This window comes from Rhodococcus sp. P4_E4 (assembly GCF_056401575.1).
In genome coordinates, this window is record NZ_JBFUJB010000004.1 from 200,891 (window position 1) to 214,205 (window position 13,315).

Genomic DNA, 13,315 nt, shown 5'->3' on the forward strand with positions numbered 1-13,315 from the left:
CCACCGAATCACAATGTCCACCGAATTGTCTGCGAGCGCAGCGCACTGGCGACATTCTGCGCCGTCATCGAATAGATCGACGCACGCGCTCCGGCGCTGCCGCCGGCGACGTGCGGGCTCAGGAGGGTCGAATCGAATCCACGGAGCGGGCTCGAAATCGGTAGTGGTTCAACGTCGAACACATCGAGGGCAGCGCCGCCGACATGCCTGGAACGCAAGGCACGCGCCAATGCCGCGTCGTCGACGACAGCGCCGCGCGCCACATTGACCACGATCGCTCCGGTGGGCAACTGCGCAACTCGATGGGAATTGATCAGTCCCCGAGTTGATTCCGTAAGCGGGACGGCCAGCACCAGGACATCCGCGAGAGGCAGTAACTCGTCGAGTGACACAAACGTCGCAGCCACAGTGTCACGCGGTCTCGAACGCGCGGTGACGTAGACGTCGCAACCGAAGGCGGCAAACAATTCTGCACACCGGCGGCCGATCGAACCGACACCTACGACGCCGACCCGGCGCTGCGCCAGATCGCGGCAATCGCGCGTCAGGATGGATTCCTGTGGCCATCGACCATCGGTAACCTCGTTGTGCGCCCAGAACATGTAGCGGCACAACACACCTGCCGCGAGCACTGCCCACTCCGCAACCGAATTCGCGTTTGCACCGGGAGTATTCGCCACCGGAACTCCGGCGGCGCGCCAGGCTTCGGCATCGATGAAATTGGTTCCGGCACCAGGCTGTTGGACGAGGAGCACATTCCGGCCGAGCTCTGCTTCCTCCTTGCCCAGTGGCAGATCACCACTCCAGTCCCCCACCACGACGTCGCATGTCGGCAACTCCGCACGGAGCGCCCCCGTGGTGCGCTCAGGTAATCGAACTACCTCCGCCTCACCCCTGACGGCGTCACGGATTGCGGTACCGAGTCCGTTGTCGGCGTCGGCCGTCAGCAGAAGTACTTTCTTCACGAGAACTCCTTCGCTGTAAGACGATGACTGTACCTTCGAAAACGCGGAAGCCGGCCTCCCAATCGAGAGACCGGCTCCATTACGCAGCAGTATATTTGGCAGGAACTTCTCAGATAGCTGCCTTCGCGCTGGCTGATGCCTTTGCCAAGAACTCGAGGCTCAGCGGGTTGTACTTCGCTGCCTGCTCGTGCTGCGGCCAGTGACCGCACTCCGAGTAGAGTTCGAGCTGAGCGCCCGGAATATCCTCGGCCATCTTCTTCGCTTCCGGAACATCACCGAACGGATTTTCCTGACCCCAGACCACAAGAGTCGGCGCCTTGATGAGTGCCATTCGATCCGGGCGCAGCAGGTTCCGCTGGCGAACCTCCATCTCCTGCAAGGAAAGGAGGTTGTGGATGTTGGCGACAAAATCAGGCTGATGGTAGATCCGGTGACGAGCCTGAACCAATTCCTCGGTTGCATCGGCGGGATCATGCATGAGCAACTGCATACGTGCGCGGGTCAATTCGATGTCGTCGCTCTGGACGGCCTTCGCGGTCGACGTCTTGATGCGCTCCATGACTACCGGGTTCGCGACTGTTCCGCCTGCTGCCAGCAACTGCAGCGACAGAACACGTTCGGGCTGCTCGCTGGCCAGGTAGGCAGCGACCCAACCACCGAGGCTTTCACCCACCAAGTGCACACGGTCCAGTCCGACCGCGTCGAGGTAGTTCACCAAATGCTCGACGTAGCGCGGAATCTCGTACGGGTAGTCAGGCTTGCCGGTGTAACCATGGCCGAGCATGTCGATCGCGTGAACCTGGTAAGACTCGGCGTGCGGTGCAATATTGCGTGCAAATGCCTCGAGGTGTCCGCTGGTGCCGTGCAGGAAGATCACGGCCTCGTCACCGGATCCTGCCTGCAGAGAGCGCGTGGGCACACCGCCGGCGTCGACGGTCGTCAACTCGAAATCGAGCCCGGCAAGTTCGTTCCAGATTGTCATCAGAGAAACTTCCTTTACTGAAGGTGCAGATTATGTTGTTGCGCTGTCTGTTCCAGCTGGATCGAGAATCGTGACACCCATACCGGTGAGCCACTCGGGAATCGCTTCGTAGGCAAGGCGTTCACCCGGAACGTAGTCGAGCATCGCGGCCATCATGAGCCAGGTCCGCAACTCCTGCGCACCGTTGCCCGCCTCGTCTTCGATCTGCTGCGTCGTGAACTCGGCAAGCTCACTTGCCTTGCCGCTGGCAAACAGATCAAGAATTCGGTCATCGAACTCCGGAGTGATCGCGGCATCGGCTGCGCGGATGATCTGGCGTCGCCGGACGTCGTAGTCGGACCAGTTCTCCCGGCCGTCCAGCCAGGCTTGAACCATGAAATCCTCGTCCTCACCGTGCGGATCACGCCAGTCCGGCCAGGGCAGACGATGAGACAATCCGCCGGACGCGATCACCACGACCCGGGTATCCGCCGGATACGACGCAACGGCATCCCGCAGGGCCTTCGCCACTTCCTCACATCGCTTGAACGTCGGGAGGGGCGGCGCGAATACGTTGACCACCAACGGAACTATCGGAACATCGATTCCGTCGAGAAGGTACTGAATCGCGTGAGACTGACCATGATCGATCTGCAATCGCGCCGAGTAGGCAAGATCGAACCGGCCACCTTCGATCAGCTCGTTTGCAAGGTGCCTGGCGAACTCCACGTCGACCCGTTGCGGCCCCTTGGGTGTTCCTGACTCGCCACTGGAAATGCACTCTCCGACGCCGAGAGTGAACGCCGGAATCAGATCCAGCCAGAAACCGCGAAAGTGGTTGGAGCCGAGAATCAAGACAACATCGGGTTTCGACGCCGCGATCTTCTCCCGGCTCAGATACAGCGCGTCCCGGAAGCGTTCGGCCTCCGCCTTGTGCGTCGTCTCTTCCCAATGGGTGTTCATCAAGGTGCTGTGGGAGGCACCGATACCCAGAACTATCTTCGCCATCAGTCGATTCCTACTTCCTCGAGCGAGCGGGTGACGGTGTCGAGGACCACTCGGATCAGATACTTCGTAAATCTCTCCGCCGCAGCGAGATCCACAGTGTTCATCCCCATCGCGAAGTCCACCTCGAAGGGTGCGTCGACCACCTTGGGCATACCCACCCGAATCGTCGGGATGCCGCGGCTGCGCAGGATGTTTGCGTCGGTGGCTCCACTGGCGTCGAAGAAGTCCTGATGCGGCTCTCCTTCGGCAGCCTCCCACGCGTCGACTGCGGCGCGGCGCAACCACATTCGAGGGTCGGAACCCTCACCGGGGATGGCAAGAACCTGTTCGACGTCGATCTGTAGATCCAGCGATTGTGCGATCTCCGCCACGACAGCTTTGAGTTCACGCTTGGCTGCGGTGGGCGTCGTCCGCGGGCTGAGCCGCAGATCAACGGTAAGGCGCACCTGCTCGGGGGTGAACGACGCTGTTCGCTCCCACCCGCCGCGGATGTTGGCGACGATCCCCTGGGGCGCAACCAAACCGTCCTGATGCGCCGCCGAGTACTTCGGGAACCATTCCTCCAACTTGGCGACCACCTCGCCGGCGGCGGTAATCGCGTTGCGGTACGGCAACCGGTGGCGCGAGCCGACGTAGGTGTGCAGACCGTGCACCGTGATCTCGAACCAGGCCAGGCCCACTTCTTCCCAGGAAACCGTCCAGCCGGGCTTGGCGATCAGCGCGCAGTCCGCCCACACTCCCTGTTCCAGGAGGAACGAGCAGCCGACGCCCTGGCCGGTGTTGTGTCGGGGGTTTCCGACACCGGGCCGGGCATTGGTCGGCATACCGCCGGCGCCGAATCCGAGTACCAGGTCACCGCGGAGCGGAATGCCAGCTGCGGCAATTGCTTCGGCCGCTGCGACGATGCAGACGGCGTGGCCTTTGGGGTTCGACGCACCTAATCCGATCACGTAGTTCTCGTCGAACTGGGCGTGCGGCGTCAGATCCGCTCGCAGCTCGTTTCCCACCCACGGCAGGTCTTCCGCCGGATCGCCCGTCGTGACGGTGTCGATCGGCGCATACAGCAACAGGTCCGGTCCGGACCCGTCACCGCGGAGCCTTCCCCACGAGTTCGCTTGCCGATCATCGAGATCCATTGTGTGGGCCTCGATGCCCGACGCTGCCAGGACCGCCGTGATGTGGCGGGCCAGCGGTGCTTCGTCACCCGTCGGACTGGGAATGTTCACCACCGAAGTGGCGAGATCTCGCAATCGCGCACGATCGACATGGGCGTAGGCTCGCTCGACCCATTCCCGGCGCTCGTCGCCTAGGCCTGCGAGAGCGTCGGCCCTCGCAGTGGTCATGGATTGACCTGATGTACCTGAGTATTGCTGCGCTCGCCGGCCAGCTGCCACAGCTTGGGAATTGCCACTGCAACAGCGGCACCGATAGCGACAGCCGTCAGAATCTTGAACATGTATCTCTCCTATTCGCTGGTGCCGGTGGGAATCTGAGCGTCGGCGACAGGGGCCGAGCGGGACGTTGGCGTCCGGCGCTCTCGGGTGGGCCTGACCGGCGCCTTGGGGGTGTGCTTGGCCGCGTCGGCGATCTTCTCGGCGTACTCTTCCTCTGCCAGATTTCGCCACGTCGTCAGCGACACGTCCGGTCGGTACAGCTTCTCCGGCGGCGCGTCGGTGACCTCGACCATCCACGCATCCTGACCCGAGAACTGACCGTGGAACAGCCAGCGGATCGCGCCGAGGTACTTGGCGTAGAAGCCCAATTTTGCTGCGCCGGAGACGAAGTTGACCATGAGGCCGACGTACTTGTGGTTGTCTTCGTCCACCGGGACGTAGAACTCGTAGTGAATGAACTTGGGGTACGCGATGCGCAGGACACCCGGCATGGACAGTGAAGCAAAACCGGGGAAGTTCTGAGCTGCGATCACAGGATTGACATCCAGGCCGGCGCCGACGTTTCCGATCTGCGAAATCTGGGTCTCGTCCGGCTTCTTCTTCCACCACCGCTTGTTCGTCCAGGTTCCCACGCCCGGGAATTCCGCCTCCCAGTACACCTCTTCCTGCACGCGGTAGATCCAGCGTCCCTCCGGAACGATGCTCGTGATGTTCCACGTGGGCATCGGCTTGAACAGACGCCACAATGCGGTGCGGTGCAGGTACTTCGCATGTCCCTCGTCGAAACCGTTCTCACATGCGAAGCGCCAGTTGCCTTCTCGGGGCTGAATCCGACCACCGACGATACCCTTGTTCTCCACCAGCTCACGCGGCAACTGGTCGTCGATGGACGGCGCCGGCTCGTTGGCGATCGGGATGTACACCCACACCAGACCGAGTCGCTCCTCGATCGCATAGGTCTGGACGTTCAGCTTGCCGCAGATCTTGGAATCCGGACCGTCGGTGATGACCGCGGCCAGCTTGCCGTCGGTGAGCCGGTACGTCCAGCCGTGGTACGGGCAGCTGACGGTTCCCGGGAACTGCTGATCGCCCTCGGACAACGGAACGCCGCGGTGCGGGCACCGATCGTGCAGGGCATATGCCTTGCCTGCGTCGCGGATGATCGCCAGCTTTTCACCACAGATGGTGAAGCTCTTGGGGTCTTTGGTGATGTGGTTCGACCACGTGACCGGGTACCAGTAACCGCGGTATCCGCTGCCGGCTGCGTTGTAACCCGGCCATGCCGTCCAATCCTGCCGACCGGCCGCTCGTGGCCGCTCGGGCAGCGCGAACGTGGCTTCCGACGCCTCGACACCAGTCATGTGAAGTCCTCTCGACACTGAACAGTTGAATGAAACAGATCTTGGGTGAGATTGCGGTCTACGCCAATGGATTCGGTTCGCTCAGCAGACCCGGACCACCACAGCGGTTCCGACGGCACACAGCACGCCATTGTCCGAATGCTCCCGCATTGCCAAAGTTAGTTGGTCACTGTCGATTTGGGACACTTCACCCGACACCTCGAGTGTGGTTCCGACGGGCGCGGGCGCACGATTCTGCCAGGAGACGGACACAACTCCTTCGTATCCACCGGCAAAGTGTGACGCGGCACGAAAGAACAGCGTGCCCTGCAACTGGGCCATGACCACCGGTGCGGACAACCCCTCCGTCTGCGCATAGGAGGCGTCGTAGTGAATACGGTGCGAATTGTGCGTCGACGCCCCGAATCGAAGGATCCGAACCGGATCGCAGACCAAGGTCACCGATTCGATCGGCGTGCCCACGACTACTGTTTCGGTCATCGGACGATGAACTTCTCGACGACCTCGGCAAATGCGCCGGACTGCGCACCCCGGTAAGTCTTGGTGACCGAGAGCAGCAGAAACTCGTCCGGAGCCCGGCCCTTGGTCGTCACGGTATCGAGTACTCGCCCTACGACGACAGCCTCACCCAGCGGGGCCGGTCGCAAGAAAGTCACACTCTGCCCGCCGGCCATCAAGCGCACGTCGATACCGTCTGTGCCCGGCACTTCGTCACGGAACATGCCGTCTGCTCGGTACTCTCGATCGGAGCCACCTTGCGGTCCTCGCAAAAGCGAAGGCAGATACATCGGATGGACGGCAAATGCCGGGTGCTCCGGGTCGAGAAACCGGGGGTCCGTCTCGGCGGTGGCAACCGCAAACGCAACCGACTCCGCCGGACGCACCGTTCCCAACTCTCGCGTTTCCCGCGTACCGATCATCGCCTCCGCGCGATCACGCGCGTGCTCGAGTTCTGTTCTCATGCCAGCACGCTAGGCATTCGGAAGTCTCACAGCCACGAACCGGGTTCGCCTGCCGGACCGCGATACTTCCCATACCGCTCACCTCGAGGTCAGGTATAGCCATGGCTGATCAACCGAAGAGCTTGTACGCCAAAGCAGATGGCGTCACATTCCATTACTACGACCTCGGCGAGGGCGACCCCACGATTTTCCTGCACGGAGGCGGCCCCGGCTGCACTGCGTGGTCCGACTTCGGGCCGGTGGCACCGCTCTTCGCCTCGGATCGACGAGCGATTCTCGTTGATCTGCTGCAATACGGTCGGTCCGACAAGTGCACCATCGCCGGCCCAATGTGGGACTTCCACGCCGCCAAGATGGTTGCCCTGCTCGACGAACTCGGAATCGAACGCGCAGACTTCGTCTGCAACTCGTGGGGCGGCACCATAGCGCTCAATCTTGCGGCAAAGTACCCGGAACGCGTTCGCTCCCTGGTGATCACGGGCAGCATGCCCGTCTTCTACGGTCCACTCGCGCCGCTCCCCGAGGATGGCCGGCGTGGCCGCAACGCCCGCGACCTCTACTACGGCGGCACCGGCCCCACCCTCGAAAAACTCCGCACCTTGATCACCAGTCTCGAATGGTTCGACGGATCGAAGTTGCCCGCCGAAACCCTCCAGATGCGATACGAGCAAAGTCTCGACCCCGAAGAAATGGCCCTGGCTGCCTCGGCGGACTCACCTCGTGGCGATTGGCAGGATCTCACAGCTGAACTCGGCCAGATCCAGGCGCCGACGCTCTTCGCCTGGGGCATGCACGACGCATTCCTCACCCCGGACTACCCGCTCATGCTGGCGCGGATGATTCCCCATGGCCATCTCTACATCATGGACAAGGCGTCGCATCATCTTCAGGAAGAACGACCATACGACTACTACAGTGTAGTTTCGGGTTTCCTTGACCAACAGCACAACTGAACGAACGGTGATCGCCCCGACGGGCGGTGCACGGATCCGATTGGTACTGCTTCTCGGAATTCTCACCGCCCTCGGGCCGTTCACCGTCGACATGTATCTTCCTGCGCTGCCACAGATCACGCAGGAATTCGGCACGTCGGACACGATGGTTCAGCTGACCCTGACGGGCACACTGCTGGGTCTGGCTTTCGGCCAGTTGCTCATCGGCCCACTGTCCGACATCTACGGACGTCGACGTCCCCTGCTCGTGGGCACAGTAATTCACGTCGGCGCGTCGTTGGCCTGCTTCTTTGCTCCGTCCATCGAAGTCCTCACTGCGCTGCGAACCCTTCAAGGTTTCGGCGCCGCCGCGACGGGCGTGATCGCGATGGCAATCGTTCGTGATCTATTCACCGGACACGATGCGGCAGTTGTACTTTCGCGGCTGATGTTGGTCATGGGCGTAGCGCCCATCCTGGCCCCCTCCATCGGCGGGGCACTGATGTCCGTAACACAGTGGCGCGGAGTCTTTCTCGCTCTCTTCATCCTGGGCATCGCGATGATCGCACTCGCGGCAGTATCGCTGCCGGAAACACTTCCACCCGAGAATCGGTCGGGCAAGGGCATCGGCGCCATCGCGCGAAACTACATTGCGCTCGGCAAGGATGCCCACTTCATGGTGTTGGTGCTCGTGTGCGGTCTCGGCCGCGGCGTTTTGTGGTCGTACATCGCCGCGTCGTCCTACGTGATGCAGGAACAGTTCGGACTGAGCGCCACCGCATACGGATTTGCCTTTGCCGGCGGCGCCGTCGTTTTGATCGGTTCGTCCCAGCTCAACGTCGTGCTTCTCGGCCGGTGGTCGCCGAATTCCATCACGATCTGGGCAATGTGGGGCAGTAGTGCCGTCGGCGCTGCATTTGTTGTTGTTGCCGCCACCGACTCGTGGGGATTCGTCGGGTTTGCCGTCCCCATCCTGCTGATGCTCTGCGCAACGGGTTTTGTCATGCCCAACGCACCGGCGGTTGCACTGTCCCGTCACGGAGAAGCCGCAGGCTCAGCAGCCGCGCTGATCGGATTTGCGCAGTTCGGCGCTGCCGCTGTGGTTGCGCCCATCGTCGGCCTTCTCGGCAACACCAGTCTTGCCGTGGCCATCTCCATGACCGGGGCTTCGGTTCTCGGCGTGATCGCGCTGCTCTGCGTGCGTCGATAAAACGGTTATGCCGAGCGTTCGAGAACCGATACCTTCCGGCTGATCCCTTCGGCCGCCGCGCGCAACGGTTCGGCAAAACGCTCGGTATCCATTCGATACCGCGGACTCGACACACCGATCGCGGCAACTGCTTCACCAAGTCCACCGAAGATCGGGGCAGCGATACTCGATGTTCCCAGGCGAACCTCTTCGGTCTCGACCGCCAACTGCTGCGAACGAACAGCGTCGAGTTGCCTACGTAACCCGTCTTCCGAGTTCACCGTCCGATCGGTGAACTCGACAAATCCGTTGCCTGTCACCGCTCGAAAAACGGAATCCGGTGAGTACGCGAGTATCGCTTTGCCGGTTGCCGTGGCATACATCGGCAGCCGGCCAGCCACCCGCGACGGCAGGTCCACCCCGTGATGACCGGAGATCTTGTCGATGTACAGAACATCGAGGCCGTCGCGAATCGCGAGGTGAACCGTCTCCCGGGTCGCCGCGTGAAGATCCTGCACATACGTCAAGGACACCTCGCGCAGAATACGTTGACGAGGAACCAACTGCCCCAGTTCGAAGAGCCGTAACCCCAACCTGTACTTGGTTCCGACCCGTTCCAGTAGACCAAGAGACACCAGTTCACCGGCTATTCGATGCACCGTCGCCTTCGCAACACCACTCCGATTCGCAAGTTCGGTCAGCGACAGCGCACCCGAATCCGCATCGAAGGAATCGAGTATCAGGCGCGCTTTCCCCAGCAACGAATGCATCGCCGAGCGCCTCCAGTACACAGAATGTGGTCCACCCAGCGGACCAAGTCTGCTCCAGTCTACTGAGGCATCAGATCTCCGCGCCCACGAATTGGCTGTTGTACAGACGGAAGTACGCGCCGCGGGATTCGAGCAGAGCCTCATGGCTCCCCTGCTCCACGATGCGGCCTTCCTCCATCACCACGATCAGGTTCGCATCACGAATTGTCGAAAGACGGTGCGCGATGACAAAGCTGGTGCGGTCGTTGCGCAGAACCGCGGTGGCGCTCTGGACCAGCAGTTCGGTGCGTGTGTCCACCGAACTGGTCGCCTCGTCGAGGATCAGGATGGACGGCTGCGAGATGAAGGCGCGGGCGATAGTGATGAGCTGCTTCTCGCCTGCACTGACGTTGCTGCCTTCCTCGTCGATGACCGTGTCGTAACCCTCAGGCAGAGAGTGCACGAACTTGTCGACGTAGCTCATCTCGGCCGCACGACGAATCTCCTCGTCGGTGGCACCAGGCTTGCCGTAGGCGATGTTCTCGCGGATGGTTCCACCTAACAGCCACGCGTCCTGCAGAACCATGCCGATCCGTGAGCGCAGATCGTCTCGCGTCATGTCGGCGATGTCGATGCCGTCCAAAGTGATTCGGCCCGAATTGAGTTCGTAGAACCGCAGGATGAGGTTGACGAGGGTGGTCTTGCCGGCGCCGGTGGGTCCGACGATCGCAACCATCTGGCCCGGCTCGGCAGTCAGGGACAGGTCCTCGATCAGCGGCTGTTCCGGCTTGTAACTGAAGGTGACGTTCTCGAACTTGACGCGACCCTTGTCGACCGTGGGCGACTTCGCACTCTTCGGGTCCTCCGACTGCTCCTCTTGGTCGAGCAGCGCGAAGACCCGCTCGGCCGAAGCGACGCCGGACTGCAGCAGATTTGTCATCGACGCGATCTGCGTGAGCGGCTGGGTGAACTGACGCGAGTACTGGATGAACGCCTGCACGTCGCCGAGCGTCATCGTTCCGGATGCGACGCGCATACCACCCACCACTGCGATGGCAACGTAATTGAGGTTGCCGAGGAACATCACGGCCGGCATGACCAGACCGGAGATGAACTGCGCCTTGAAGCTCGACTCGTACAGATCCTCGTTCTGCTTGCGAAAGCGCTCTTCGACCTCGTGCTGGCGGCCGAACACCTTGACCAACTCGTGACCGCTGAAGGCTTCCTCGACCTGTGCATTGATTCCGCCGGTGCTCTTCCACTGCGCGACGAAGTGCTTCTGCGAACGTTTCGCGATGAACGCCGTGACCATGATCGACAGCGGAACAGTTGCCACTGCAATCAGGGCGAGCAACGGTGAGATCCACAGCATCATCACCAGAATGCCCAGGACGGTCATCACCGACATGACCAACTGGCTGAGCGTCTGCTGCAAGCTCTGCGCGACATTGTCGATGTCATTGGTCACGCGCGAGAGTACGTCACCGCGGGCATGGGTATCGAAGTACCGCAAGGGAAGTCGATGAATCTTCTGTTCGACGTCCTCACGCAGCCGGCGAACGGTCCGTTGCACCACGATGTTGAGGAGATACGCCTGCAGCCAACTGAACAGCGACGCGCAGACGAACAGCAGCAGCACGATCATCAAGACCTTGCCGACGGCGTCGAAATCGATTCCGGTTCCGGGCACAACGGCCATGCCGGACACCATGTCGGCGAGTTGACCCTGCCCCGAAGCGCGCAATCCTTCGACAGCCTGTTCCTTTGTCGTCCCCGGCTGGAGTTGCTTACTGACGATGCCGTCGAAGATCAGATTGGTGGCGTTTCCCAGGATCTTCGGCGCGATCGAGGAAAGTACGACGCTTGCCGTCACCAAAGCGAAGATCAGGATGACGATCGGCTTGTCCGGGCTCAAGCGACCGAGGAGACGCTTGAGCGAAGGGCCGAAGTTCATGGCCTTCTTGGTGGGATCGCCGCCGCCGGGCGGGCCGATGGGAGGCGAGGAAGTCGGTCGATTACTCATGATGCGTCCTGTACGGCTAGCTGAGAGGCGACGATTTCGCCGTAGGTGGGACAACTGACCACGAGTTCGTCGTGCGTGCCGATCCCCACGATGGCGCCGTCGTCGAGCACGATGATCTGATCGGCCTCGACGATAGTGGAGATACGCTGCGCGACAACGACTATGCAGGCGTCTTGCGTGACCGGCCGGAGCGCCGCACGCAGCCTTGCGTCCGTAGTGAGGTCGAGTGCCGAGAAGGAATCGTCGAACAGATAGATCTGCGGCTTACGCACCAACGCTCTGGCGATGGCGAGTCTCTGACGCTGACCGCCCGATACCGTCGTACCGCCTTGTGCCACCGGTGTGTCCAGGCCTTCTGGCATGGCGCGGACGAAGTCGGCAGCTTGGGCGATCTCGAGGCACTCCCACAGCCATTCGTCGGTAGCTTCGGGGTTTCCGTAGCGGAGATTGGTGGCGACAGTGCCGGAGAACAGATACGGCTTCTGCGGGACCAGACCGATCACCGAGCAGAGCAGCTCAGTGTCGATGTCGCGGACGTCGACTCCTCCCACCGATACCGACCCGGAGGTGGAGTCGATCAAACGCGGAATCAGGTTGAGCAGAGTGGTCTTTCCCGACCCGGTGCCGCCGATGATCGCCGTCGTCTTGCCTGGTTCGGCGCGGAAGGTGATGTCGCGCAACACTGGCTCCTCGGCTCCGGGGAACTGGAACTGAGCTCCACGAAGCTCGACGACGCCCGGGTCCTTCAACTCCAGGACAGGATTCTCGGGCGGAATCACCGAGGAATCGGTGTCGAGTACCTCGGAGATACGTTCGGCGCACACCGACGCACGCGGCAGCATCACCGCCATGAAGGTGGCCATCATGACGGCCATCAGGATCTGCATGATGTAGCTGAGCATCGCGGTGAGCGAGCCGATCTGCATCGAGCCCTCGTTGATCTGATGGCCACCGAACCAGATGACCGCGACGCTGGTGACATTGCTGATCAGCATCACGAGCGGGAACATCAGTGCCATGAGGCGGCCGACGCCGAGTGCAGTCTCCGTCAGTTCGCGGTTGGCGTCGCCGAAACGCTCTACCTCGTACGGTTCCCGTACAAACGCTCGGACGACGCGGATGCCCGTGATCTGTTCGCGAAGAACACGGTTGACGGCGTCGAGGCGGCCCTGCATGACCCGGAATCCGGGGACCATCCGGGCAATCAGGAAACCCATCGAGACCACGAGGAGCGGGACGCTGATCCCGAGGATCCAGGAAAGATTCAGGTCCTGGCGCAGAGCCATGATGATGCCGCCGATACACATGATCGGCGCCATGACGAGGATGGTGCAACTCATCACGACCATCATCTGTACTTGCTGGACGTCGTTGGTGTTGCGGGTGATCAGCGAAGGCGCACCGAAGTGCCCGACTTCCCTGGCCGAGAACGTCCCGACCTGATGCAGCACCGACGCTCGGAGGTCGCGCCCGACGCCCATGGCGACTCGTGCTCCGAAGAAGACGGCACCCACCGAGCACAGGATCTGCGTCAGCGTGACCATCAGCATCATCCCGCCGGTGGAGAGGATGTAGCCGGTGTCGCCTTTGGTCACGCCGTTGTCGATGATGTCGGCGTTGAGACTCGGAAGGTAAAGGGCCGCCATAGTCGAAATAAACTGCAGGACGACAACGCCCGTGAGTTCACCCCGGTACGGCGTCAGATAAGTGCGCAGCAGCCTGATCAGCATAGTGAGCGAAGGTTACCAATCCTGGCCGACATGTGCCGCTG

Annotated in this window: 12 protein-coding genes; 2 read left to right on the forward strand and 10 right to left on the reverse strand. The window is 61.7% G+C overall.

What is annotated here, in order from left to right:
- Positions 1-8: 8 nt before the first annotated feature.
- From AC1DVN_RS07035 to AC1DVN_RS07065, 7 genes are all read right to left on the reverse strand, one after another.
- Positions 9-965 carry an NAD(P)-dependent oxidoreductase gene (locus AC1DVN_RS07035; protein WP_477993643.1) on the reverse strand — a complete coding sequence of 319 codons (957 nt, stop codon included), beginning with the start codon at positions 963-965 and terminating at the stop codon, positions 9-11.
- 109 nt (positions 966-1,074) lie between these two features.
- Complete coding sequence (locus tag AC1DVN_RS07040) at positions 1,075-1,947, reverse strand: alpha/beta fold hydrolase (RefSeq protein WP_021342536.1); 873 nt, start codon at positions 1,945-1,947, stop codon at positions 1,075-1,077.
- Positions 1,948-1,977: 30 nt separating this feature from the next.
- On the reverse strand, positions 1,978-2,934 hold the full coding sequence (locus AC1DVN_RS07045) for a DODA-type extradiol aromatic ring-opening family dioxygenase (RefSeq protein ID WP_007731630.1): 957 nt from the start codon (positions 2,932-2,934) through the stop codon (positions 1,978-1,980).
- A complete protein-coding gene (locus tag AC1DVN_RS07050) occupies positions 2,934-4,277 on the reverse strand; it encodes a M20 family metallopeptidase (RefSeq protein WP_477993644.1) in 1,344 nt (447 codons plus the stop codon). The genes AC1DVN_RS07045 and AC1DVN_RS07050 overlap by 1 nt, the downstream gene beginning before the upstream one ends.
- A 122-nt stretch (positions 4,278-4,399) precedes the next feature.
- Positions 4,400-5,689, reverse strand: coding sequence for an aromatic ring-hydroxylating oxygenase subunit alpha (locus tag AC1DVN_RS07055; protein WP_046377787.1), 1,290 nt, complete (start codon positions 5,687-5,689; stop codon positions 4,400-4,402).
- Between the two features lie 81 nt (positions 5,690-5,770).
- Positions 5,771-6,169 (reverse strand): hotdog family protein, encoded by a 399-nt coding sequence (locus AC1DVN_RS07060; protein ID WP_046377786.1) that lies wholly within the window; start codon positions 6,167-6,169, stop codon positions 5,771-5,773.
- Complete coding sequence (locus AC1DVN_RS07065; RefSeq protein WP_007731639.1) at positions 6,166-6,651, reverse strand: FAS1-like dehydratase domain-containing protein; 486 nt, start codon at positions 6,649-6,651, stop codon at positions 6,166-6,168. The genes AC1DVN_RS07060 and AC1DVN_RS07065 overlap by 4 nt, the downstream gene beginning before the upstream one ends.
- Before the next feature lie 101 nt (positions 6,652-6,752).
- On the opposite strand from AC1DVN_RS07065, the gene AC1DVN_RS07070 reads away from it, so the two are divergent.
- Together AC1DVN_RS07070 and AC1DVN_RS07075 are read left to right on the forward strand one after the other, a co-directional pair.
- A complete protein-coding gene (locus AC1DVN_RS07070) occupies positions 6,753-7,604 on the forward strand; it encodes an alpha/beta fold hydrolase (RefSeq protein WP_046377785.1) in 852 nt (283 codons plus the stop codon).
- A gap of 7 nt (positions 7,605-7,611) precedes the next feature.
- Complete coding sequence (locus tag AC1DVN_RS07075) at positions 7,612-8,793, forward strand: multidrug effflux MFS transporter (protein WP_058038203.1); 1,182 nt, start codon at positions 7,612-7,614, stop codon at positions 8,791-8,793.
- A gap of 5 nt (positions 8,794-8,798) precedes the next feature.
- Here AC1DVN_RS07075 and AC1DVN_RS07080 read toward each other — a convergent pair whose 3' ends face one another.
- From AC1DVN_RS07080 to AC1DVN_RS07090, 3 genes are all read right to left on the reverse strand, one after another.
- Entirely contained in the window at positions 8,799-9,542 is a 744-nt protein-coding gene (locus tag AC1DVN_RS07080) for an IclR family transcriptional regulator (RefSeq protein WP_007731643.1), read from the reverse strand.
- 70 nt (positions 9,543-9,612) lie between these two features.
- Complete coding sequence (locus AC1DVN_RS07085) at positions 9,613-11,544, reverse strand: ABC transporter ATP-binding protein (RefSeq protein ID WP_477993645.1); 1,932 nt, start codon at positions 11,542-11,544, stop codon at positions 9,613-9,615.
- Positions 11,541-13,274 carry an ABC transporter ATP-binding protein gene (locus AC1DVN_RS07090; RefSeq protein ID WP_021332868.1) on the reverse strand — a complete coding sequence of 578 codons (1,734 nt, stop codon included), beginning with the start codon at positions 13,272-13,274 and terminating at the stop codon, positions 11,541-11,543. The genes AC1DVN_RS07085 and AC1DVN_RS07090 overlap by 4 nt, the downstream gene beginning before the upstream one ends.
- Between the last annotated feature and the right edge of the window lie 41 nt (positions 13,275-13,315).